Origin of the sequence: Emticicia sp. (genome assembly GCF_043780375.1) — a bacterium.
In the GTDB taxonomy this organism is placed as follows: domain Bacteria; phylum Bacteroidota; class Bacteroidia; order Cytophagales; family Spirosomataceae; genus Emticicia.
The window spans coordinates 1-23,986 of record NZ_JAYWCU010000284.1 but is presented as its reverse complement, the minus strand read 5'-3'; the positions used below and the strand labels follow the sequence as shown (position 1 = coordinate 23,986).

24 protein-coding genes and 1 pseudogene are annotated in these 23,986 nt (G+C 34.9%); 13 read left to right on the top strand and 12 right to left on the bottom strand.

Translation table 11 applies throughout. The features are described 5' to 3' along the window. Window positions 1-643 (top strand): annotated as a pseudogene (locus tag ACH2CJ_RS20865) (hypothetical protein); the annotation flags it as partial. A gap of 86 nt (window positions 644-729) precedes the next feature. On the opposite strand, the gene rpiB reads toward ACH2CJ_RS20865, so the two are convergent. Beyond that, window positions 730-1,158 (bottom strand): ribose 5-phosphate isomerase B, encoded by a 429-nt coding sequence (rpiB, locus tag ACH2CJ_RS20860; protein ID WP_394996243.1) that lies wholly within the window; start codon window positions 1,156-1,158, stop codon window positions 730-732. Window positions 1,159-1,373: 215 nt separating this feature from the next. Here rpiB and ACH2CJ_RS20855 point away from each other — a divergent pair, with 215 nt between their 5' ends. Then, window positions 1,374-2,102 (top strand): TIGR00730 family Rossman fold protein, encoded by a 729-nt coding sequence (locus ACH2CJ_RS20855; RefSeq protein ID WP_394996241.1) that lies wholly within the window; start codon window positions 1,374-1,376, stop codon window positions 2,100-2,102. Window positions 2,103-2,162: 60 nt separating this feature from the next. Here ACH2CJ_RS20855 and ACH2CJ_RS20850 read toward each other — a convergent pair whose 3' ends face one another. The 7 genes from ACH2CJ_RS20850 to ACH2CJ_RS20820 all read right to left on the bottom strand — a co-directional run bounded on the left by ACH2CJ_RS20850 (window position 2,163) and on the right by ACH2CJ_RS20820 (window position 9,006). Beyond that, entirely contained in the window at window positions 2,163-2,588 is a 426-nt protein-coding gene (locus tag ACH2CJ_RS20850; RefSeq protein WP_394996238.1) for a BrxA/BrxB family bacilliredoxin, read from the bottom strand. A 105-nt stretch (window positions 2,589-2,693) separates the two neighbouring features. After that, complete coding sequence (locus ACH2CJ_RS20845; protein ID WP_394996235.1) at window positions 2,694-3,005, bottom strand: DUF59 domain-containing protein; 312 nt, start codon at window positions 3,003-3,005, stop codon at window positions 2,694-2,696. 22 nt (window positions 3,006-3,027) lie between these two features. Then, the gene (locus tag ACH2CJ_RS20840) at window positions 3,028-3,450 is read right to left on the bottom strand and encodes a SufE family protein (protein ID WP_394996232.1); all 423 of its coding nucleotides are present in this window, start codon (window positions 3,448-3,450) and stop codon (window positions 3,028-3,030) included. Window positions 3,451-3,498: 48 nt separating this feature from the next. Then, the gene (locus tag ACH2CJ_RS20835) at window positions 3,499-4,722 is read right to left on the bottom strand and encodes a SufS family cysteine desulfurase (RefSeq protein WP_394996229.1); all 1,224 of its coding nucleotides are present in this window, start codon (window positions 4,720-4,722) and stop codon (window positions 3,499-3,501) included. Between the two features lie 109 nt (window positions 4,723-4,831). Then, entirely contained in the window at window positions 4,832-5,602 is a 771-nt protein-coding gene (locus ACH2CJ_RS20830) for an O-methyltransferase (protein ID WP_394996227.1), read from the bottom strand. Window positions 5,603-5,666: 64 nt separating this feature from the next. Further along, window positions 5,667-8,210 (bottom strand): ATP-dependent Clp protease ATP-binding subunit, encoded by a 2,544-nt coding sequence (locus tag ACH2CJ_RS20825; protein ID WP_394996224.1) that lies wholly within the window; start codon window positions 8,208-8,210, stop codon window positions 5,667-5,669. Between the two features lie 154 nt (window positions 8,211-8,364). Continuing rightward, window positions 8,365-9,006 carry a WbqC family protein gene (locus ACH2CJ_RS20820; protein WP_394996222.1) on the bottom strand — a complete coding sequence of 214 codons (642 nt, stop codon included), beginning with the start codon at window positions 9,004-9,006 and terminating at the stop codon, window positions 8,365-8,367. A 114-nt stretch (window positions 9,007-9,120) separates the two neighbouring features. Between ACH2CJ_RS20820 and ACH2CJ_RS20815 the strand changes: the two genes are divergently transcribed. Further along, window positions 9,121-12,438 carry an OmpA family protein gene (locus tag ACH2CJ_RS20815; RefSeq protein ID WP_394996219.1) on the top strand — a complete coding sequence of 1,106 codons (3,318 nt, stop codon included), beginning with the start codon at window positions 9,121-9,123 and terminating at the stop codon, window positions 12,436-12,438. Window positions 12,439-12,475: 37 nt separating this feature from the next. Here ACH2CJ_RS20815 and ACH2CJ_RS20810 read toward each other — a convergent pair whose 3' ends face one another. The 3 genes from ACH2CJ_RS20810 to truA form a co-directional block, all read right to left on the bottom strand. Beyond that, window positions 12,476-13,441: an L-threonylcarbamoyladenylate synthase gene (locus tag ACH2CJ_RS20810; protein ID WP_394996217.1), complete on the bottom strand. Its 966-nt coding sequence runs from the start codon at window positions 13,439-13,441 to the stop codon at window positions 12,476-12,478. Continuing rightward, complete coding sequence (locus ACH2CJ_RS20805) at window positions 13,441-13,911, bottom strand: GNAT family N-acetyltransferase (RefSeq protein WP_394996215.1); 471 nt, start codon at window positions 13,909-13,911, stop codon at window positions 13,441-13,443. The genes ACH2CJ_RS20810 and ACH2CJ_RS20805 overlap by 1 nt, the downstream gene beginning before the upstream one ends. A 118-nt stretch (window positions 13,912-14,029) precedes the next feature. Continuing rightward, window positions 14,030-14,761, bottom strand: coding sequence for a tRNA pseudouridine(38-40) synthase TruA (truA, locus tag ACH2CJ_RS20800; protein ID WP_394996212.1), 732 nt, complete (start codon window positions 14,759-14,761; stop codon window positions 14,030-14,032). A 265-nt stretch (window positions 14,762-15,026) separates the two neighbouring features. On the opposite strand from truA, the gene ACH2CJ_RS20795 reads away from it, so the two are divergent. The 5 genes from ACH2CJ_RS20795 to lepB all read left to right on the top strand — a co-directional run bounded on the left by ACH2CJ_RS20795 (window position 15,027) and on the right by lepB (window position 19,569). After that, a complete protein-coding gene (locus ACH2CJ_RS20795; RefSeq protein WP_394996209.1) occupies window positions 15,027-15,809 on the top strand; it encodes a ParA family protein in 783 nt (260 codons plus the stop codon). Window positions 15,810-15,909: 100 nt separating this feature from the next. Further along, window positions 15,910-16,845, top strand: coding sequence for a ParB/RepB/Spo0J family partition protein (locus tag ACH2CJ_RS20790; protein ID WP_394996207.1), 936 nt, complete (start codon window positions 15,910-15,912; stop codon window positions 16,843-16,845). An 80-nt stretch (window positions 16,846-16,925) separates the two neighbouring features. Next, complete coding sequence (locus ACH2CJ_RS20785) at window positions 16,926-17,579, top strand: DUF5683 domain-containing protein (protein WP_394996204.1); 654 nt, start codon at window positions 16,926-16,928, stop codon at window positions 17,577-17,579. A gap of 27 nt (window positions 17,580-17,606) precedes the next feature. Further along, the gene (dapB, locus tag ACH2CJ_RS20780; protein WP_394996201.1) at window positions 17,607-18,323 is read left to right on the top strand and encodes a 4-hydroxy-tetrahydrodipicolinate reductase; all 717 of its coding nucleotides are present in this window, start codon (window positions 17,607-17,609) and stop codon (window positions 18,321-18,323) included. Between the two features lie 109 nt (window positions 18,324-18,432). Next, complete coding sequence (lepB, locus tag ACH2CJ_RS20775) at window positions 18,433-19,569, top strand: signal peptidase I (protein WP_394996198.1); 1,137 nt, start codon at window positions 18,433-18,435, stop codon at window positions 19,567-19,569. A 115-nt stretch (window positions 19,570-19,684) separates the two neighbouring features. On the opposite strand, the gene ung is transcribed toward lepB, so the two are convergent. Next, window positions 19,685-20,350, bottom strand: a complete 666-nt coding sequence (ung, locus tag ACH2CJ_RS20770; protein WP_394996195.1) for a uracil-DNA glycosylase — start codon at window positions 20,348-20,350, stop codon at window positions 19,685-19,687. A 206-nt stretch (window positions 20,351-20,556) separates the two neighbouring features. Between ung and apaG the strand changes: the two genes are divergently transcribed. The 5 genes from apaG to ACH2CJ_RS20745 form a co-directional block, all read left to right on the top strand. Beyond that, the gene (apaG, locus tag ACH2CJ_RS20765; protein WP_394996193.1) at window positions 20,557-20,946 is read left to right on the top strand and encodes a Co2+/Mg2+ efflux protein ApaG; all 390 of its coding nucleotides are present in this window, start codon (window positions 20,557-20,559) and stop codon (window positions 20,944-20,946) included. 157 nt (window positions 20,947-21,103) lie between these two features. Continuing rightward, window positions 21,104-22,501 (top strand): class II fumarate hydratase, encoded by a 1,398-nt coding sequence (fumC, locus tag ACH2CJ_RS20760; RefSeq protein ID WP_394996190.1) that lies wholly within the window; start codon window positions 21,104-21,106, stop codon window positions 22,499-22,501. 130 nt (window positions 22,502-22,631) lie between these two features. Beyond that, on the top strand, window positions 22,632-22,973 hold the full coding sequence (locus ACH2CJ_RS20755; RefSeq protein WP_394996187.1) for a tRNA-binding protein: 342 nt from the start codon (window positions 22,632-22,634) through the stop codon (window positions 22,971-22,973). 83 nt (window positions 22,974-23,056) lie between these two features. Next, window positions 23,057-23,488, top strand: coding sequence for a hypothetical protein (locus ACH2CJ_RS20750; RefSeq protein WP_394996184.1), 432 nt, complete (start codon window positions 23,057-23,059; stop codon window positions 23,486-23,488). A 123-nt stretch (window positions 23,489-23,611) separates the two neighbouring features. Continuing rightward, window positions 23,612-23,986: AraC family transcriptional regulator (locus tag ACH2CJ_RS20745; protein ID WP_394996182.1), on the top strand; the 375-nt coding region annotated here is incomplete at its 3' end.

The window sequence follows — 23,986 nt, the reverse complement described above, 5'->3', positions numbered from 1 at the left end:
AGCAATTCCTGCAGCACTCTCGTTTTTTGGTTTCCTGAGCCTTACACGAGCAAGTCGGTATAATAGTTATCAGCAACGAACGCAACAAATAATGTTGATTTGGTTATTTGCGAGTATTTTAGCCTTATTTTTATCGCCCAATGTAGCTCCCTTGCAATTTATTATTTTTATACCTTGCTTTGCTTTTTTTGTTACGGGTTTTTTCCTTCATGTGCGTGGAGCATTTTTGCCTGAAACTTTGTTTATGGCACTTTTTGTTTTTATTTTATTTGTTCAGTATCAAGGTGTTACGCCACTTTTTGGCAAAGGATTCGAGCAACTTGCCGATATGAGAATCAAACCAAAAGAATTGCCAGATTTGATGAAAGGACAAAAAATGCTGGTCATCGGAGAAAGAATTGATGAGTATAAAGTAGGGCAATCGGCAACTTGTTACCTCAACTGGGATTTGTCGAAAATTGATTTGGAAAACCCCGATAACTATGAAAGTATAATCAATATTTTTGATAATTTCAAGAAAGACCCGCCTACTATTATCATTGACAAGCAAAATGTAATTCCGAAAATCTTTCAAAGAATCCCAGCATTAGCCGCTGATTATAAAGCAACTAAATTGAAAGGAATCTATCAAAGAAGATTTTAGAGTTGGGATAAGAGATTCGAGATATGAAAACACTCATTTGAATAAATTCTATCTCGAATCCCATATCTCGAATCTTGTATCTAAAATTAACAAGAAATCTTATCCGCTCTACGCCCATGTCTGCCACCTTCAAATGGTGTTGCAAGAAATGCTTTAATACACGCAAGAGCCAAATCAATATCAATAAAGCGAGCTGGTAAACAAATTATATTGGCATCATTGTGCTGACGGATCAACTCTGCAACTTCCACATTCCAAGCTAATCCTGCACGTATTCCTTGGTGATGATTGGCGGTCATACAAACACCATTTCCGCTACCACAAATCAAAATACCAAACTCATATTGTCCACTTTCAACGGCACTTGCTAATGGATGTGCTGTATCTGGATAATCCATTGATTCTGGCAAATAAGGGCCATAATCAGCTGTTTCATAATTTTGTTCTTGTAGCCACTTTAGAACAACTTTTTTATACTCGAAACCTGCATGGTCTCCTGCAATTGCAACTTTCATAAAATTATAATACCCCTATTTTGTTTAATTACTTTCTTATATTTGGAGTGAATTTTCTAAGAAAGAACCATTATTTGATATTTTAAACTTTTTTTTGCAAATATACGTTTTCAATATCCAATTCTTGTTAATTTTTTAGAGAAGAAATGTATTAATAAAACTAAATAAGATTTACCTTCAACATCTAAAAATTTTGTACGTCAAAAATTAAGAATATGATTGAAAAAGAAATTGAGTTAAATGAAGAAGAATTAATTCGTGAAGCATTTGTAGAAAAAGGCTGGAATGAAATCCAAAGTCAAGATTCTTGGCAAATATTAAAAACAGTATCAGAATTTGTTGAAGGTTTCGACCGATTGGCAAAAATTGGTCCATGTGTAACAATATACGGTTCAGCCAGAACAAAACCTGACCATAAATATTACTTGCTTTCGGAAGAAATTGCTGCAAAATTAGTGCATAAAGGTTATGGAGTAATTACTGGCGGCGGCCCTGGTATAATGGAAGCTGGCAATAAAGGAGCAAGTGAGAACGGAGGAAAATCAGTAGGATTAAATATAAAATTGCCTTTTGAGCAAGTGCCAAATAGATTTGTGGACTCTGATAAAAGCATCAATTTTGACTACTTTTTTGCTCGGAAAGTGTGTTTTATGAAATATTCCCAAGGTTTTGTAATTATGCCTGGTGGTTTTGGCACATTAGATGAACTTTTTGAAGCTTTAACCTTGATTCAAACCAAAAAAATTGCTCGTTTCCCAATTGTAATGGTTGGCACAGAGTATTGGACTGGTTTACTTGATTGGATTATGAATACTATGTGCGAAAAAGAAAAAAATGTAAACCCCGAAGACATGAAGCTCATCAAGTTAGTTGATTCTGCTGAAGATGTAGTAAAAATAATTGATGAATTCTATGGTAAGTATCTATTAAAGCCAAATTTCTAATTGTAATTCTGAATAATGAGTTCTGATTTAAATTCAGAACTCATTATTCAAAGCTAATTATCACGCTTCTTCGCCTACAATTTCTTCTAAAACGGCCACTAAATGTGTAGCAATCATTTCAGCCGAACGACCTTCAATGTGGTGTCTTTCAATAAAATGAGCGATTTCGCCATCTTTAAAAATCGCAATTGCTGGCGATGATGGCGGGAATGGTATATAAGTACGCATTTGTTGAACAGCGTCTGTATCTACACCTGCAAAAACGGTTACTAAGTTTTCAGGTTTTGCGTCTGAGCGTTCTAAAGCTAACTTCACGCCTGGACGGCAAGTTCCTGCTGCACAACCACATACCGAATTAATCACTACCAAAGAAGTTCCTACTTGATTGGTCATAAAATTATCTACATCTGACGGAGTCAGTAATTCTTGAAAGCCTACATTAACTAAATCAGCTTTCATGGGTGCTACTAAATGAGGAGGATACATAGTATTAAAAACCCCCGACCCCTGAAGGGGAGTTTTGTTTTATGGTTATTAAATGCCTTTGGGGTATTTTAGCATTTTTGAAAAAACTATCGACAATAGACTAAATTACATAAAACCAAGTTCCAGTTGAGCTACTTCCGACATCATATCAGTAGCATAAGGAGGGTCAAAGGTTAGTTCTACACTCACATCGCTTACACCTTCAATCTCACGGATTTTCTGCTCAACCTCAACAGGAATCGACTCTGCCGATGGACAAGAAGGAGAAGTAAGGGTCATTAATACATATACATTGTTTACTGGAAAAATCTTAATATCATAGATTAAACCCAATTCATATACATCTACTGGAATTTCAGGGTCATAAACTTTCTTTATGGCTTCAATTACTTTATCTTTTAATTCTTGATCAGTCATATTAATTAATATACGGTGTTTTTTAAAAATTTTGGGCTTGATAAGCTACTGCATAAGCTTTCATTTGCTTTACCATCGAGGCTAATCCATTTGAGCGAGTTTGTGCCAAATGGCTTGCTAAGCCGACCTTTTCTATAAAATATAAGTCAGCATTCATTATTTCTTTGGGTGTATGATTTGTCAAAACTTTTACCAACATACTGACCAAGCCTTTTACAATAATTGCCTCTGAATCTGCCTCGAAAATGAGTTTATCTCCACTTTTATAGGCATTCAACCAAACTGTTGATTGACAACCTCTGATAACATTTTCTTCGGTTTTATGTTCATCGGCTAACTTTGGTAGCTTTTTTCCTAAATCAATAATGTATTCGTATTTTCCTTCCCAATCATCAAACAACTCAAACTCTTCAATGATATCGTCTTGTATTTCGTTTATTGTCATAGTTTGCAAATTACTCAAAAAAATATTTTTTGTTCTCAATAGTTCCGTTTACAAAACCATCTTTTTAACCTTATGAATTCCCTTCACTAATTTATCAATTTCATCGGTTGTGTTATAAACAGCAAAAGAGGCTCTTGAAGTTCCGGGAATTTTCAAACGGCTCATCAAAGGTTGCGTACAATGATGTCCTGTACGAACTGCAATACCTTGTTGGTCAAGAATCACGCCCACATCTTGCGGATGAATACCCTCTAAAACAAACGAAATTACTGAAATTTTTTCTTTTGCTTGCCCTATAATTTTTAAACCTTCAATTTCGGAAAATTGATGGGTTGCATATTTCAAAAGTTCATCTTCGTAAGCTGCAATATTTTCTTTACCCAATTCATTGATATAATCAATCGCAAATTTTACGGCAATAACATCTGCAATATTGGGTGTTCCAGCTTCAAATTTATAGGGTAAATCGTTATAAGTTGTTTTCTCAAAAGTTACTTCTTTTATCATTTCGCCACCACCACGATAAGGAGGCATGGCATTCAAAATATCCTTTTTGCCATATAAAACTCCCATTCCAGTAGGGCCGTAAATTTTATGAGCAGAAAAAACGTAAAAATCTACATCTAAATCTTGTACATCAATCTCAATATGTGAACTTGCTTGAGCTCCATCAATTAAGACCTTTGCCCCTACGGCATGAGCTTTTTCGATGATAAATTTTACGTCATTGATAGTACCTAAAGCATTGGATACATGCACAACAGACACAAATTTAGTCTTTTCAGAAAGCATTTTTTCATATTCTTCCAAACGTAAATCGCCATTATCATCAATTGGGATAATTCGTAATATACATCCGTTCTGCTCACATAGCATTTGCCACGGCACAATATTGGAGTGATGTTCGAGCGTACTTATAATGATTTCATCACCTTCTTTCAAAAATTTTCGTCCGTAAGTTTGAGAAACCAAGTTTATGCCATCAGTTGTGCCGTATGTGAAAATAATTTCCTCTAAATGTTCGGCATTCAAAAAACTCTGAATCGTTTTTCGTGAAGCTTCAAAAGCAGAAGTTGCTTTTTCGGCTAAGAAATGTATTCCACGGTGAATATTGGCGTTATAATGCCCGTAATAGTTTGCCAAGGCCTCAATAACTACCAAAGGTTTTTGCGTAGTAGCGGCATTATCAAAATACACTAAATTTTTGCCGTTAATCTTTTCATCAAGAATCGGAAAATCTTGACGTATTTTATTTATATCTAAAATTGACATATTTTATTTTTTTCTTTCGATTACAAAAATAACAAACATTGATACATTTTAGTTTAGAAATATTCTAAATTAGTAAAACGAAATTTTATCAGAACGGTTTACGAAAAACTCAGAATTTCAACACAAAATCTTGTTTCACTTGCTTTTTATGAAAGAAAATTATTCCCAACCAAAATAAATCTAAGGAAACGGTTACAGAAGAATGATTTTTGATGTATTGCCACGCCTGTTTCATTTCGTTTGACCAATAAATATCATCAAAAACAAAACAACTTCCTTCATGGGCTTTTGTTAAGCATTGTTCAAAATACCTTATTGTCGGTTCATAACGATGATTGGCATCAAAAAAAACAAAGTCTAATGTTGAAATTTCTTTTACTTTTTCGGGCAAAGTTTTATCTATATTCCCTACGATAATTTCAATGTTATTTAAATCTAATTTATCGAAGTTGTCTTGAGCTATTTGGGCAGTTTCAGGGCAACCTTCAAAGCTAATTACCTTATTATCAGTTGTTTGAAATGACAAATAAGCAGTCGTAAGACCAAAAGAAGTACCTAAATCAAGAATGTTTTTATATTGATAAAATTGAATTATTCGATGAAGCAATTGCCCAAGTTGAGGCGACTTTTGAGAGTTTCGAGCTATATCTTTTACTTTTCTTTTTGCCGATAAATTTAGTTTTGACCCTGCCCCAAAATCAATTATTGAAATAAGATGTTCATCGTGTAACAATTGTTTTCGTAAATTTTCAATTGCTTGAAAATTCTTTTCAGGATTTTTATCTTTGACAACTTTAGTATAGAATTCAAACAAAAATGGTGAATGAATAGAATATTCGTCTTTGGCTTTTATAAGATATTTGATGTAGTCATAAATCATGCGACAAAATTAGCAAAAAAGCACGACAGATTGCCGTGCTTTTTGTATCCGGATATTGAAATCCTTAATTTTTTTCAATCGTTTCTTCTTTCTTAGTTTTACTAAAAGTCAAAGTTTCACCTTCACCACTAAAATCAACCAAAATAGTGTCACCTTCTTGTACTTCACCTTTCAAAATCTCTTCTGCCAATGGATCTTCCACGTATTTCTGAATCGCACGGTTCAATGGTCTTGCACCATATTGTTGGTCGTAGCCTTTTTCTGACAAGAAATCTTTTGCTTTATCAGTCAATTCAATATTATAACCAATATTGGTTATACGAGCAATTAAGCGACCTAAAGCAATATCAATAATCTTATGAATGTCGTCACGAGTCAATGAATTGAATACAATAACATCATCTAGGCGATTTAAAAACTCGGGAGAAAATGTTTTTTTCAAAGCATTTTGAATCGTGCTTTTCATTATATCATCTTGATTATCGGTACGAGATTTTGTTGCAAAACCAATACCTGAACCAAAATCTTTCAAATCACGAACGCCGATATTTGAAGTCATTATAATTATTGTATTTCGGAAATCAACTCGACGGCCTAAACTATCAGTCAAAACACCATCGTCCAAAACCTGCAACAATATATTATAAACATCAGGGTGAGCTTTTTCAATCTCGTCGAGTAGCACTACCGAATAAGGTTTTCTACGAATTTTCTCCGTCAATTGTCCACCTTCTTCATAGCCAACGTATCCTGGAGGGGCTCCCACCAAACGTGAGATGCTAAATTTCTCCATGTACTCACTCATGTCAATTCTGATGAGGGCATCTTCTTTGTCGAATAAGTAAGTGGCAAGTGTTTTTGCTAATTCGGTTTTACCAACACCCGTTGGACCTAAGAATATAAACGAACCGATTGGTTTTTTAGGATCTTTCAAACCAACACGTGTACGTTGAATTGATTTAACTAATTTTTCAACCGCCGCATCTTGACCAACTATTCTTCCTCGAAGCGAATCTCCCATTTTCAGGATTTTCTCTCCTTCGTTCATGTTTACACGCTTCACAGGAATTCCAGTCATCATCGCAACTACATCACCAACATTGTCTTCAGTTACGCTATAACGTTTTGTTTTTGCTTCTTCTTCCCACGCATTTTTTGCACGGTCGAGTTGCTCCAACAATTTTTTCTCACGGTCACGTAGCTGAGCTGCTTCTTCGTAGCGTTGACTTTTTACAACCGAATTTTTCTCTTTTTTAATCAACTCTACTTGTTCTTCCAAGAAAATAATATCTGGCGGAACAGAAATATTGCTAATATGAACCCTAGCTCCTACTTCGTCCATTACATCAATGGCTTTATCTGGCAAATATCGGTCGGTAATATACCTTTCCGACAATTTTACTGCCGCATCAATCGCTTCTGGCGTGTAAGTTACGTGGTGATGGTCTTCATATTTATCTTTGATATTATTCAAAATCTCAATGGTTTCTTCAATCGAAGTTGCCTCTACCATTACCATCTGAAAACGACGAGCCAAAGCTCCATCTTTTTCAATATACTGACGGTATTCGTCTAAAGTTGTCGCACCAATACATTGAATATCACCACGGGCCAAAGCTGGTTTAAACATGTTTGAAGCATCGAGCGAGCCACTGGCACCGCCAGCACCTACTATTGTATGAATCTCGTCAATAAACAAAATTACGTCGGGTGATTTCTCCAATTCATTCATCACTGCTTTCATTCGCTCTTCAAATTGACCACGGTATTTTGTACCTGCAACCAACGAAGCTAAATCAAGCGTTACTACACGTTTTCCGAATAATATTCTTGAAACTTTTTTCTGCACAATTCTCAAAGCTAAACCTTCGGCAATGGCAGTTTTGCCAACACCAGGTTCACCAATCAAAATTGGGTTGTTCTTCTTACGTCTTGAAAGAATCTGAGCTACTCGCTCAATTTCTTTTTCACGTCCAACAATCGGGTCTAATTTGCCAGCTTCAGCAAATTTTGTCAAATCTCTACCGAAATTATCTAAAACAGGGGTTTTAGATTTTTCTGGGTTTTTTTGGTCGGCTCTCTGCTGAGAGCTATATCCGCCAGTGCCTCCTCCGAAAATCCGTTCATCATCATCATCGGTTTCGGGACGCTCCATGACGGGTTTCTGACCAGTCAATTGATACTCAAGCATCTCTTTAGTTTGTTCGTAGTTAAGGCGGAATTTTTGTAAAATTTGTCCACCGAGATTATCGCCATCTCTCAAAATTGCAAGGAGAAGATGCTCGGTGCCTATTGTAAGTGATTTGAAGATTTTCGCCTCCAAATGCGTAATTTTCAATACTTTTTCTGACTGTCGGGTCAGGGGAATATTTGCCAGGTTTTTAATATTATTGGTGGCAGTACCTTTGGTAGCCTGCTCGATTGTGATGCGTAGCTCGTCCAGTTGAACGCCTGAATCTCTTAACAGATTCAAAGCCATGCCTTCTCCATCACGAATCATTCCCAAGATTAAATGTTCGGTTCCGATATAATCATGCCCAAGCCTAAGTGCTTCTTCACGGGCAAGGGTGATGATTTCTTTTACTTTTTGTGAAAATTTTGGCTCCATCAAGAATAATTATTTAGTGATATTGTGATTGGGCGATTTTGTGAATGATTTGAAAATTATTAAATAAAAGCAAATATTCACTAAATTCATTCACTCAATTAAAATTCACTCTCATGTTTACTTTGCAATATAACGGATTATTGATAAAGTGTGTTCAAATCGTTGAAGATTTTTTTAATATTTCCAAAGATTGATTTCCACGACAGAAAAGTAAATCAATTATAGAAAGATTAGGCTCAAATTCGTTGCCAAAGTTTTGTTGATAAGCTATTGGTTGATAAAAATTATTACTTTCAAAGCTTTTTTTCGCATTTATGAGTAATCTGGCATCAATAACATCATTTTCTACAACTTTTTGATAAACATCAGTCTGACGAATTGTCTTGTTTTGTTTGAGTAGTTTCAGACAAAGTGTCAGGAATTCAAAATTTAAGTCCCATAAAAAAACTGGTTTCTTTTGATAAACCCCTTGAAAATAGTCTGCTAAAAATTCAAAAAAGGGTGATTTCCCGTAGGCTGCATTAATCGTTCGCCAATGAATAATTTCCCAACGCTGGCTATAATCTATCTTAACATCTTTCATCAATATCTTTTTATTCCCGTCATTAATTGGAATGCTTAATATTTCTATTTTATTGGCCCCTTGCAAATAGCAACGATTTCGATAAGATTGTTTGGCAAAATACTCGTTACTTTCAAGTATAATTTCATCGAATTTCAATACATAAGTAAAAAATTCGAGGCATGGTAAATAATGTAAATCTATCAGAACCGACTGTGTATCAAGTGTTTTCATTTAGCAAAACAACATATTTCTAAAAAATTATACAATTCATTTCGTCAAAACTGTTAAAATGTTTAGATTTTTTCTGAAATTTGTAGTTCGTAAATACTGTTTCCCCTAAAAGCTATGACGAGGATTTTTATATTTATTTCTATTTTTATTGCTTCAGTAAATTTTACATTCGCAGGCAATTCCGTTTTTATAATCAACAAAAAAGCGTTCCATACTTTAGCTGATATACCATTAAATTTATCTGCCAAAGACAAGCGTTCCAATATTCAATTAAGACCAAAATTTACTGTTATATCGGTCGGTGGTGGCAATATCATTCCTCTCAAAGAAACAGACGGTCGTTTTATGGTTACTGTGAAAAGTGGAGAATCATATAAAATTTTAGCAGAATTAGAGGGTTATCACACCAAAGAAAAGATACAAGTTATTGCGTCAGACCAAGACATTGAAGGTTTTAATGTAGTACTTGATATGGAACCTCAACCATCGGCATCTTTGATTTTGAAGGCAATTGATGATATTTCTGGTGATTTTGTTGAAGCGTCTTTCAAAGTAACTGTCAATGATAAAGTTTACACCGGGAAATCAAGCAAAGAAACACCTTATTATAGATTAGTAGTTACAAAAGCAGATCTGTACCAAATTGAAGTTACGACTGGAACCCATAAACCTAAAAAAGAAAGTTATGCTCTCGAAATTGGTGATCCTGCCCGTACGTATTCTAAAGAATTGAGGTTAGAAAAATCTGTTAATGGCGTAAAATTTACAATTGTTGGAGAAGATACTGGAAAAGCACTAAAAGGAGCAAATCTTAATATTACAAACACAACTGATAATCAATTGATTTTTGATAATATTCTGCCCGAAGGAGAGGCTTCTGTTGAGTTGAATCCCGCAAAAACATATATTGCTACTGTACAATATCAAGGTTACACTACCTTAAAAATTGACTTAAAAGCCTCTACACAGAAAGAATATATTATCAAACTTCCATCAGAAACCTACGTTTCGATTGGTGCATTTGATAAAATTTCAGGAAAAAGATTACCTGCAAATTTTAAGATTACTTATAAAGACAATCCTCCACAAGAAATAAAAGGCACGCTCGATAATGATATTAAGTATAAACCTACCGAAAAAGGGGTTTATCAAATTGAAGTAACTCACACAAATTATGGAATTAAAAATGAAAGTTTAAATTTAGAAAACCTTGCTGCTGGCAAACTTCAATTTAAGATTAATTTGGAAAGTACCGTTGATGACTATGTAATTTTGGTTGTTGATGCTAAAGACAAACAAATGATTTCGGGTGCTGATGTAAAGTTATTTGATGAAAGTAAACAGCCAATACCCGTCAAACTTAATCCGAAAACAGGCGAATGGAAAATTGTTTTAAAAAAAAACAAAGATTACTTTATTGAGGTAGTAGCTAATGGTTACATGAAACATACTGGCACTTTGCAACGAGGTACAAGTAAGCTGATTGGTATTAATATGCAGAAAGTTTTTCAAGCAATATTTTATTCTGCAATTGATGGAATTACAAAAAAACCAGTTTCTGCACAATTTAAGGTAATTCGTCCCGAACAAGAACCTCTCAGTGGTTCGGCTGAGATCAACAAACCATTTAAGGTAGATTTATATCCCCAAAAACCTTATGTTTTGGAAGTTGGAGCAGATGGCTACAAAACGATTAGCGAAAACATCATTTATGATGACAATAAAACTGCCACAGAAGCAATAAAAGTTTTTGAACTTAAAAAAGATGCTTATACTTTTTCATTTAAAGTTACTGATGCTCAAAAAAAACAAGCGATTTCTGGAGCAAAATTATTGATTTTGAATTTAAGTACAAGTCAGCCTGTGTTAGCTACTTTAGATAAAAATGGTTTTACAGCAACTTTAGTATTGGAAAATAATTATTCAATTTCGGTAGAGGCTGAAGGTTACGAAAAGTCAAGTCAAAACATCAATGTACGAGATTTGGCAGCGAAAAATCAATTCGAACAAGAGATTCCTTTGTTTAAAAATGCGATTGAGCGTTATAAACTCGTGGTTTTGGATGAGGATAAGGGTAGCAATGTATTAAATGCTAACCTAAGAATTTTCAATATGAACAATGAACCCATTGCTATCACTGCCAATCCACTTGCATCTGAATGGTTAGCAGAATTAAAAAATGATGAATTTTATAATGTTGAAATAAAAGCAGATGGCTATTTGGCATTCAGAGGTGCATTACCTAAAAACTCGAGTTCTAAAACGATTAAATTGAAAGTAAAAAAAGTACCAACGCAAGAGGTTATCTTTGCTTCTATTGATGCTCTAAACAAAAAACCTGTTGTTGCTGAGTTCAAATTATTAAGTGGTGGTGAAATTATTAATGGAACAATTACATCGGGCGGAACAAAACTAAAAGCTATTTTGGTACAAGATAAAAACTATGAGTTGGAAGTCATTTCAAGTGGGTACAAAATTTATAAGGAAGTAGTAACTTTGACAAATATATTAAACAATGTTATTACCGTTGAATTGAAAAAAGAGGCTTACAGCTTTAATTTCAAAGCACTTGATTCTAAAAATCGGCAGCCAGTACCCAATGTCAATATTAAAGTTTTAGATAGTGATAACAAAGCCGTAACAACGAAATATACTATTGAAAATCAAGATTTTCAAGCAAATTTAAGTCCTGATAAAAAATACTCGATTGAAGTAGAAGCTCCTGGATATGAACTTTATGGAGAGAAAATAGACGTGGCAAACTTAGCTGTAAGCTCCGATTTCAAGCGAGACATTTTTATGGTAAAAAAAGAAGTTGAGAAGATACCTGAGCCAAAACCTGAACCCAAAATAGTAGAAGTAAAACCAGTTGACAAAAAAGTTCCTGAAAAGAAAATTGAAGTAAAAGTAACTGATAATGTACAAGCTGCCGAAACTAAGATAGAAACCATAACACCGACGCCAGTTACAGCTAAAAAAATACCTGAAAAGAAAGAACCTGAGACCAAAACTTATCAAGACAATGCCATTATTCTTACTGACGACGATTTTAAAGTAAAAATTGAAGGGTTTGAAAACTTAGGAATTGGTAAAAGATTCAGACTAAGTAATGTTTATTTTGAACAAAGTAGCTCTCAAATTAGGCCGCAATCATTTCCACAATTAGACAAATTGGTGACTATTATGAAGGCAAATCCGAAGATGAAAATTGAGATTTTAGGATATACCGATAATAATGGAGACCCAAGGCTAAACTTGTCGCTTTCGCACTTTAGAGCAACGGTCATATCAAATTACATTTTCAATAAAGGTGTGAATGCCGATAAAATAAAAGCAACAGGTAAAGGTCAAGAAGAGGCTATTGCACCAAACGACACAGAAGAGAATCGTATTAAAAATCGTCGTGTGGAATTTGTAATTAGAGAGAATTAAACTTAATTATGAATGGGTTTTTATACAAATTTATACTTTATTCTTGCGTAGCTGCCCTTCTGATTCGGTCATTAATTGCTCTGCCTAAGTCCATTTCTGGAAGAAATTCGGCATAAATTATATCAAAACCTCTTGCATCCAATGCTCTCATGTAAGCGAAAAGATTTTTGGCGGCTTCACGAAAATCTCCCGTTGGGGAGAGAATTAATTGATTTTCACGAGGAACGTTTGGTTGGAAATCTTTAAAACCAAGAAAAGCAGTCTTTGAATTATGAATTCTGAATGGGCGGTATTCAGGTTCTGAATTCAGAATTATTAATTTAGTTCTCGGTGCATAATGACTTTTTAACATTCCTGGGGCTTGTGGATTTGACGACGAATATTCTTGAATTTGGACTTTCCCAACAACACTTTCAATGTCTTCAATAGCTAAACCTCCCTTGCGGTAAACTACGATTTCATCTCCGTTAAATCCAATAATTGAAGATTCTATTCCGACTGCACATTCTCCCCCATTTAAAATATATTTTATTTTCATACCAAGTTGGTTATCAACATGTTGTGCAGAAGTTGGCGAAATATAGCCAAATGGATTTGCACTTGGTGCGGCCAATGGAAAATCTAAGTTTCGTAGTAATTCGAGAGCCAAAGGATGGTTCGGAATTCGGACGGCAACGGTTTCTAAACCTGAGGTAACTAAGTCTGAAATGTTTTCTTTTTTAGGTAAAAGCAAAGTCAAAGGGCCGGGCATGAATTTTTCGGCAAGCAATTGAGCTTTCACAGGAATTTCACGCACAAAATCTGATATTCTTTCAATGCTTGACGTATGAACAATCAAAGGGTCGAAAGTTGGGCGATTTTTTACTTCAAAAATTTTTGTAACTGCCTCCGTACTAAACGCATTTCCTGCCAAGCCATAAACGGTTTCTGTTGGTAAACCAATGACTTCATTGGCCTCCAAAAATTTTATTGCTTCTTGTATGTTTTTGCCTATGATTGCCATTAAATCAACTCTTTTTCAAAATAAACAACATCCACTTCTGGATTAAAGTTATAAGGATTTATTTCTGTAAAACCCAAAGCATTATAAATATAATTGGCTGATTTTAAACGTTTTAAAGTATCGAGCTTCATGGTTTTATAGCCTTTATTTTTCGCTTCTTCCAAGAGCATTAAGGTCAATTTCTTGCCTAAACCTAAACCTTGAAATTCAGATTTTACATAAAGTCTTTTCATTTCACAAATGCCCTCTTCCAATTTCCAAAGTGCTACACAAGCAGCTGGTTGAGCATCAACTTTTGCTAAAAATATCGCACCTTCTGGCTCGGCATATTTGGCAGGGAGTTTAGCCAATTCATTCTCAAAACCTTGAAAACACAAATCAACTTGCAGAAAATTGGCATATTCTCTAAATAATTGCTTTACATCCTCCAAATCTTGTTTGGTAGCTATTTTTTGTATTTCTATGTTCATTATTACAATTTCTGATAAAATTTTACGCAGTAAGAATTTATGAAACATCGTTTATGCGATAAACCCCTACTAATCTAAAAAGACATAATCGCAGGGCGAACCGTTCAGAATTTAGAACTCATACATACCCTACTTCCACCAAAGTCAATCCTTCGGGCGGCACAGATTGGCCAGCATTTTTTCGACTTTTTGATAAGATAACTTGTTCATAATCAGCTAAAGTCATTCTGCCTGTACCAACTTCTATCATCGTTCCAACAATTGCCCGAACCATACCACGCAGAAACCTATCAGCCTTTATGTGGAACAACAAAAACTGTTCTTGGCGTTCCCAATAAGCAAACTCAATCTTACAATCAAAAGTGGTTACGTCAGTTTTTACTTTGCTAAAGCATTGAAAATCAGTGTATTGCAATAAAATTTGTCCCGCATTATTCATCAAATCTAAATCTAAATTCGCCTTGATAAAGTAAGCCATTTCATACCAGAAAGGATTTTTTTCTTGAATAATTCGGTACAAATATTGTCGATGTGTGGCTTCAAAACGTGAATGAAAATCATCGGCAACGAGCATAATTTGCTTGATTGCAATTTCTTGTGGCAAAATTCCATTCATGCTATGTGTAAATTTATCCACATTTGAAATTTCAGCCGCAATATCAAAATGGGCAAATTGCTGAAAAGCATGAACACCTGTATCAGTTCGACTACTTCCAGAAATATCAACTTTTTGCTTTAAAAGCACAGACAAAGCATTTTCGATTTGTTCCTGCACCGATATTGCATTAAGTTGAATTTGCCAACCATGAAAAGCAGTTCCTTTATATGAACATTCAATTAAATATCGCATGTGGCAAATTTACGATTTACGACTGACGATTTACGATTTTGGACGAGATTTTATCAATTAAACACTTTTCAAAATAAAAATCAATAAGTTGCTTCAGCAAAAAAGAACTGATAAACCATTTGTAAATTCAATGTTAGTAAATCGTAAATTTTTCAATAATCTTATCCACATCGTGGAACATTTTCCCCACAGCGTGGAACATTTAATTGTTTCTTAACATTAAAAGTCGGATATTTGACGCAGTGATTTTCTCTAACCACAAGCAATGGGAAAAATAATAGCAATTGCCAATCAAAAGGGTGGTGTAGGCAAAACCACAACGACTATTAACTTAGCAGCCAGTTTGGCTGCCCTCGAATTTCGCACCTTAATAATTGATGCCGACCCCCAAGCAAACGCTACATCGGGTTTAGGTTTCAATCCAAAAGAGGTCGAAAACAGCATTTATGAATGTATGGTTGATGATATACGTCCTCGTGACATTATCATTCAAACCGACTTTCCATTTCTTGACTTGTTGCCTTCGCACATCGACCTCGTTGGAGCAGAAATCGAAATGATAAATCTGCCAAAACGTGAGGAAAAAATGAAAGAATCGCTCATGGATGTAAAAGACATGTATGATTTTATTATTATCGACTGCTCGCCTTCGCTGGGTTTGATTGTAATCAACAGCCTAACGGCAGCTGATTCAGTCATTGTGCCTGTTCAATGTGAATATTTTGCATTGGAAGGACTCGGAAAATTGTTGAATACCATCAAAATCATTCAACAACGACTCAATCCTGCATTGACAATTGAAGGAATTCTACTAACAATGTATGATTTGAGAGTGCGGTTGTCGAACCAGGTGGTACACGAAGTAACGACCCATTTTAGGAATATGGTTTTCCAAACGCTTATTCCTCGAAACATTCGTTTATCCGAATCGCCAAGTTATGGCGTTCCAGCTCTTGCTCAAGATGCTGACAGCAAAGGGGCTATCAGTTATCTGAATCTTGCTCGTGAGATTTTAGTAAAAAATGGAAAACTTGGACAGGATAGTTAAGTTTGATGCACTTCGATTTTCAAACTTTTCGCAATAGTTTAATTACAAGAAATACTTAATGGATTGAATCGAAGATTTAAAAATCTTATTCATCAAAAATATGGAAACAAAGGTAGCAACTACAAAAAAAATGACTGGACTCGGAAGAGGATTGGGAGCATTGCTGTCTGATTCTGGGTCTGAAAGAGGGTCTGATAGACCTTCAGAAACGCCCATGCCTCGTCGAATGGAAGCAATGAGTTCGATGCACGAAATATTGATTGAATCTGTTGAAACCAATCCATTTCAGCCTCGCACGCATTTCGATAAAGAGGCTCTGCAAGAATTGGCGGAGTCAATAAAAGTTTTGGGCATTATTCAACCCATCACCGTTAAAGAATCAAGCCCAGGGAGATACACATTAATTTCGGGAGAACGCCGTTTGCAGGCATCGAAATTGGCGGGTTTGAGCAGAATTCCTGCGTATATTCGTACTGCCAACGACCAGCAAATGCTCGAAATGGCTCTCATCGAAAACATTCAACGTGAAAACCTGAATGCTATTGAGATTGCCCTAAGTTACCACAGATTATTGAGTGAATTTCATCTAAAACAAGAAGAATTAGGTGAGCGTGTAGGCAAAAACCGTACAACAGTTAATAACTATTTGCGTTTATTGAAACTTCCAGATGTTATTCAAGCAGCGGTAAGAGATAGTGAGATTTCGATGGGACATGCCCGTGCTTTAATCAATATTGATAACCACGAAACACAAATAAAACTTTTTAATAAAATTGTTGAAGAAAACTGGTCAGTACGAAAAGTGGAAGATGAAGTAAGAAGATTGACTTTGGTGATTCCAGAAGAAACAAAAAATACTCGTCAGACATCAATCAAACAAGAAATTTCATCGCTACAATTTAGATTACAAGGATATTTTGGAACAAAAGTTTTGGTAAAAGCCGATGATACCCATAAGGGAGAAATCAAAATTCCGTTTACTTCAAAAGAAGAATTAGATAGAATATTGAATGCTATTAAAGTAAACGACCAGTGAGGTTAAATAAAGTTAAATACTTAGTTTGATGGCATCTATAAATTAAAATTGCTCGTTAATTAACCAAAAACTTGAAAAATATGGTTCGGATTTTGGCTCTGCTACTTTTCATTTCTACGGTTTCATTTGCCCAAAAGATTGATTCACTTGGTAGATATTCCGATGGTCGGACACTTGAGTTAATCGAAGCAAACAAAAAAGCAGTTGTTGATTCAGTCAAAAAGCTTGGCTTACGGAAAATCATACGTTTAAAAAAAATGATTTTCAGCGACTACACTCAAAAAGGTAATATTCCACGCAAAGCATTGCTCCGTTCTTTAATATTACCAGGCTGGGGTCAAGCTACTAATAAACAATATTGGATTATTCCGATAATTTATGCAGCAGCAGGTGGTGGAATTTTTGCCATCAAATTCAATAACGATAAATACAAGTTTTATAAAGGTTATTTGGAGAATTTTGTAATTGATGGAGCAAAAGAAGTTACCATAAACGGCAGAGGGCCTTTTACTCAAGCACAAGTCGAGCCTGCAGTAAAAGCATATCACCGCCAAAGAGATTTATCTTATATTGGTATGGCATTGGGTTGGACCTTACAAGCAGTTCAAGCAAATGTATCTGCTCATTTGAAAGGTTTCGATATGAGCGACAACATTTCTCTTAAATTTGAGCCAAATATTCAATCTACATCATTTGGAAACGCCGTTGGTGTAAAAATTGGACTTAATTTTTAATAATCAAATAAATTTATACGTTAGAGTATGCGAATAGCACTTTTAGGGTACGGGAAAATGGGTAAAGTAATTGAACAAATTGCATTACAACGTGGACACGAAATCTCAGCAAAAATTGATATTACAAATCGTACTGAAATTTTATCGCTTGATAGAGAAAATACTGATGTAGTGATTGAGTTTAGTTCGCCAGAATCGGCTTATGGAAATCTTAAATTTTGCATGGAATTTGGACTTCCAACGATTTGTGGCACAACGGGCTGGCTTCAACATAAATCAGAAATTGAAAAGTTGTGTCTTGAAAACAAAGCCGCTTTTTTTTACGCATCCAATTATAGTATTGGCGTGAATTTATTTTTTGAGTTAAACAAAAAATTAGCTCAATTGATGAACCCTTACAAAGAATTTAAGGTTTCGAGCAATGAAATTCACCATACCGAAAAGAAAGACGCTCCAAGCGGAACAGCAATAACTTTGGCAGAAGGGATTATTGACAATCTTTCAGAAAAAAGCAAGTGGGTAAATAATCAAATTGCTGCCGAAAACGAGGTACCTATTTGGTCGTCTCGAGAAGGAAAAGTAGCAGGAACACATACAGTAAAATATATTTCGGACGTTGACCAAATAGAAGTTTCACACATAGCTCATAGCCGAAATGGCTTTGCATTAGGTGCCATAATTGCCGCAGAGTGGCTCAATGGTAAACAAGGAATATTTGGAATGAAAGATTTGATGGGGTTCTAATTTTTATTAAGATGGACGGTCCGCCGCTGCGGTTTCCTAACCCGTCTATTTTGGAAATAATTATAAACGGGTTAGGAAACCCGATGTACTATAAATAAACAAAAAATCAATGGCAGAAGTATTAACAACAGAGACCAAAACAGTAAAGAAAAAATCAGCAATAAGAGAGTGGTTCGATTCGGTATTATTTGCAGTAGTTGCCGCTACACTTATAAGATGGATGTTTTTAGAGGCCTACACAATTCCAACGGGTTCGATGGAAAAAAGTCTCTTAATTAACGATTTTCTTTTTGTAAGTAAACTACACTATGGCTCTCGTACCCCAAAAACTATCTTACAAGTTCCATTGACCCATCAAAAGATTTGGTTTACAGAACTTCCTTCTTACTCAACTCTGATTCAATTACCCCAATTCCGTTTGCCCGGTTTTACCTCTGTTAAAAATGGAGATGTAGTTGTATTTAATTACCCAGGTTGCCCAACCCGTCCAGATGAATTTGGTGGTTATGATAAATATCCTGTCGATTTACGAACAAATTATATCAAACGTTGCGTAGCTATCGCAGGAGATGTTTTAGAGGTTCGCCAAGGACAAGTTTATATCAATGGCAAGATGTTTGATAATCCTGATAAGATGCAAATGGAATATGCCATTGAAACCAATACGCAAGTGAATGAAAAGATTTTCAAGAAATATGAAATCACAGAATTTCAGCAAGATATGCGTATGACAGATAAAACTATTTATTATGTTACGGCATCTCAGCAAGCAGTAAAAGACATGAAAGGGCTTGATTTTGTGAAAACTATTACCCCAATGCTCATGGAAAAAGGTGACACAACCAATTATGGCACGTTCCCTCAAAATTCAAGACTATTTCCATTTAATAGAGATAATTTTGGCCCAATTACCATTCCTAAAAAAGGTGTAACGGTTCAGTTAGACGAAAGTAATTTTGCATTGTATAAAAGTGTAATCTGTTATTTTGATGGAAATGCTGATGCAAAAGAAGTGAACGGCAAAATTATGCTCGACGGAAAACCTATTACGTCATATACTTTCAAGCAAGATTATTATTTTATGATGGGTGATAACCGACATGGTTCTGATGATTCTCGTTTTTGGGGATTTGTACCAGAAGATCACATCGTAGGAAAAGCAGTATTTATTTGGATGTCAATTGACAAAGATGGTAGCTTCTTGAATAAGATTCGTTGGAGCAGATTATTTTCAATAATCCGATAATAAGCACTCAGACATAAAGTAACAAAGGCACAAAGAATTAAACTTCTTTGTGCCTTTGTTTTTTCATATTTCCAAAAAAACTTCACCTACTTGTTCAACAACTTTATGCAATTGCTTACCACTCAATTTCCGCCACTCCTCTACTTCTTAAATAATTATTTGCCTGGCTAAAATGTTTATTTCCGAACCAACCACCAAAATTGGCTGACATCGGAGAAGGGTGTTTTGATTTCAACACAAAATGTTTTGAACTATCAATAATCTTTCCTTTATCTTGAGCGTATTTACCCCACAGCATAAAAACTACACCTTCTTTTTCGGCATTAATACATCGAATAACTGCATCTGTAAATTGCTCCCACCCTTTATTTTGATGCGAACCGGCCATACTTGCCTTTACAGTTAGCGTTGAATTTAACAATAAGACTCCTTGCTCTGCCCAACGCTCTAAATTGCCGCTTTTAGGGAAAGGAATACTCAAATCTTCATTCAATTCTTTAAAAATATTAATCAGTGAAGGAGGAAATGTAATACCATCATTGACCGAAAAACTTAGTCCATGTGCTTGATTTGGTCCATGATAAGGGTCTTGTCCCAAAATAACGACACGTGTATTTTCAAAACTACATTTATCGAAAGCATTAAAAATGAGTTTACCCGGAGGATAACACATGCCACTTTGATATTCTGCCTTGACAAAGTTTATCAGACTCTCAAAATAAGCCTTTTCAAACTCACTATTTAATGGTTTTTTCCAGCTTTCGTCAATTTTTACATCCATGTTAAATAAATATATATTTGTATTAAAAAAATATTTTGTAATTTTATTGCGTTAAATGATTGAAAATGACATTTTTTGAAGTTCCAAAATAAGTTCTTTTGAAACATAGACAAAAAAAAGGTTCAATGACCGTAAGTTAATTGTCATAAGCCCAAATTGCTAAAAAAACTTGTAAAATTTAATTGCATAACGCTATTATCAAAACTATGACAACCAATGCAGTAACTGCTGGCGTAAAAGTAAGTGTATCTATTGAATACCAGCCTTCATATTCAAGTCCATTACAAGAGCACTTTGTTTTCACCTATCGTATCAAGATTGAAAACAACAGTGAGAATACTATCCAATTATTACGCCGTCAATGGTTTATCTTTGATTCTAATGCCACTGTGCGAGAGGTGGAAGGTGAAGGCGTAATTGGTTTACAACCAGTTTTAGAGCCAGGCGAAGTACACGAATATGTATCAGGATGCAATCTTAAAACTTCTATTGGAAAAATGGTTGGTACATACTTAATGGAACGACTAATTGATGGAAAAGAATTTCATGTCGAAATTCCTGAATTTAATTTGATTGTTCCTTACCGACTAAATTAATTTTAATGCCATATTTATTTGAAAGCACGGCTTTAGTCGTGCTTTTTTTGTGAGAAATACGTAAAAAAAGTGTGGTTTTTCAAAACTGTATGCAATTCTACCTTAATTTTGCGAAAACGATTAATTATAAAAAAACTCTTATTTATTTTCAAAAATCATGCAATATAGAATAGAAAAAGATACGATGGGCGAGGTACAAGTACCAGCCGATGTTTATTGGGGAGCCCAAACGCAACGCTCTATCGAAAATTTTAAGATTGCCCAAGACATCAACAAAATGCCTAAAGAAATCATCAAAGCATTTGCTATTTTGAAACACGGAGCGGCATTAACAAATCAAGATTTAGGAGTTTTAACAAAAGAAAAAGCTGATTTGATTGGTACTGTTTGCAATGAAATATTAGCTGGAAAATTGGACGACCAATTTCCGTTAGTAGTCTGGCAAACTGGCTCAGGAACACAGTCTAATATGAATTGCAATGAAGTTATTGCCTATCGTGGACACGTTTTACAGGGTGGAGATTTAGGCGATAAACAAAAATTTTTGCACCCAAATGATGACGTAAACAAATCTCAATCATCAAATGATACATTTCCAACAGCGATGCACATTGCGGCCTATAAAATGTTGATGGAAACGACGATTCCAGGTATTGAAAAACTGCGTGATACATTAGCAGCGAAATCTGCCGAATTTATGAAAGTCGTAAAAATCGGTCGTACGCACTTCATGGATGCTACACCTCTGACGGTTGGACAAGAGTTTTCGGGGTATGTTTCTCAACTTGACCACGGACTAAGAGCCATCAAAAACACGCTTGCACACCTTTCTGAACTGGCTTTAGGCGGAACTGCTGTTGGAACAGGCATCAATACACCAGAGGGATATTCGGAATTAGTTGCTAAACATATTGCCACTCTCACTGGTCTTCCTTTTATCACTGCCGAAAATAAATTTGAAGCTTTAGCGGCACACGATGCTATTGTTGAAGCTCATGGAGCTTTGAAAACAGTGGCTGTAAGTTTAATGAAAATCGCCAATGATGTGCGTATGCTATCGTCTGGCCCACGTGCTGGAATTGGCGAATTATATATTCCTGACAATGAGCCAGGTTCTTCTATTATGCCTGGAAAAGTAAATCCTACACAATGTGAAGCCCTTACGATGATTTCGGCACAAGTAATGGGCAATGATGTAGCAATAAATTTTGGTGGTGCAATGGGTCATTTTGAATTGAATGTTTTCAAGCCTGTAATGATATTTAATTTCTTACATTCTGCTCGTTTGATTGGTGAAGGTTGTGTTTCATTCAATGATAAATGTGCGGTTGGTTTAGCTCCATTGACCGAAAATATAACTAAACACGTTAATAATTCGTTGATGCTTGTAACAGCGTTAAATACTAAAATTGGTTATTATAAATCTGCCGAAATTGCCCAAACAGCACACAGAAATGGCTCAACTTTAAAAGAAACTGCCATAAGTTTAGGATATTTGACCGCTGAAGAATTTGACGCTTGGGTAAAACCAGAAGAAATGGTTGGAAATTTATAATAAATGCTCGATTTGAGAGGTTCGATGTTCGATAAATTTGCACTATTTGGTTTACTAATTCATAAAAGTAAAACAACTATCAACCGAACATCGAACATCAAATCTCTAACAACGAAAATCAATATAAATTATGTCAGAAACAATCACTTCGCAAGAATTTGAAAAAGTTGAATTACGAGCAGGTACAATTATTGAAGTAAACGATTTTCCAAAGGCTCGCAAGCCTTCTTACAAACTCTTGATTGATTTAGGAGAAAAAATTGGCATTAGGCGTTCTTCAGCTCAGATTACACAACTTTATTCTAAAGCAGAATTATTAGGTCGGCAAGTAATTTGTGTAACCAATTTCCCGCCTCGTCAAATTGCCGATTTTATATCGGAAGTCCTTACAACAGGCTTTATCTTGGACGATGGAGAAGTTGTTTTGTCACAAATCGAACGAAATGTGCCAAATGGTAGTCGTTTAGCTTAAATTCTGTAAGTTTTATTTGGAAATCTCACTTTGATTTTAATAAATTTGTAAATAATTTCATCTATTGGTTTTACAACAAAAAAATGAAAAAGATATTGTTTCGCACATTCAACGTTATGATGGCAGTAATTGTGCTGCTTAGTAGCACTGGCTTTGGCTTAGTTGAACATTCGTGTTTAGTGCGAGGCAAACAAACTTCTCTTCATAAAAGTGGCGACGCATGCTGTGGAAAAAGCCAAAAACAAAATGCCCCTCATCAAAAAACTACAATAAAGACAAGCAAATGTTGTAGTGAAGATGAAAAATACGAAAATGTAGAATATTCTTCTTCCGCTTCTCAATTAGTTGCCAAATTTACTGTTAATACCTTAGATTGGGTAAAAACAACGATTATTACATTTGCTAAAACGGTTGTTGAAACTATTCTTGATAATATATCCTCCTCTAATAAATCTTCGTTGCCCTATGCTTCTGGGCAAAAAATCTTCGTGTTAGTTCAATCATTTTTAATTTGAGTAATAGTATTAATAAGTTTGTAAAATCGGCAGGCCTTTAGTTTGCTTAATTTTTCATTTATTACTATTTAAAAAATGCAATTACTCATCAAAAACATGGTGTGCAACCGTTGTATTAGGGTTGTGCGTGAAGACCTTGAAAATATTGGTTTGAAGATTTCAAAAATTGAATTAGGCTTAGTTAATATTGAAGCGAATCCTGATGAAATTCTGTATAAACAAATTCAAGAAATACTTCAAAAAAGTGGTTTTGAATTAATTGAAGACCATCACATAGCTATTGTCGAACAGGTTAAAAGATTAATAATTAATGAAATACATTGGAAAAAGGGTCAAAAACCTGAATCCCAAAATTTCTCAGATTTTCTCGTAAAAAACACAAACTTCGATTATTCCTACCTAAGTTCACTGTTTTCATCTATAGAAAAAAATACGATTGAAAAATACATTTTTGGTCAAAAAATAGAACTAACCAAAGAGTTACTTTCTTATGGCGAA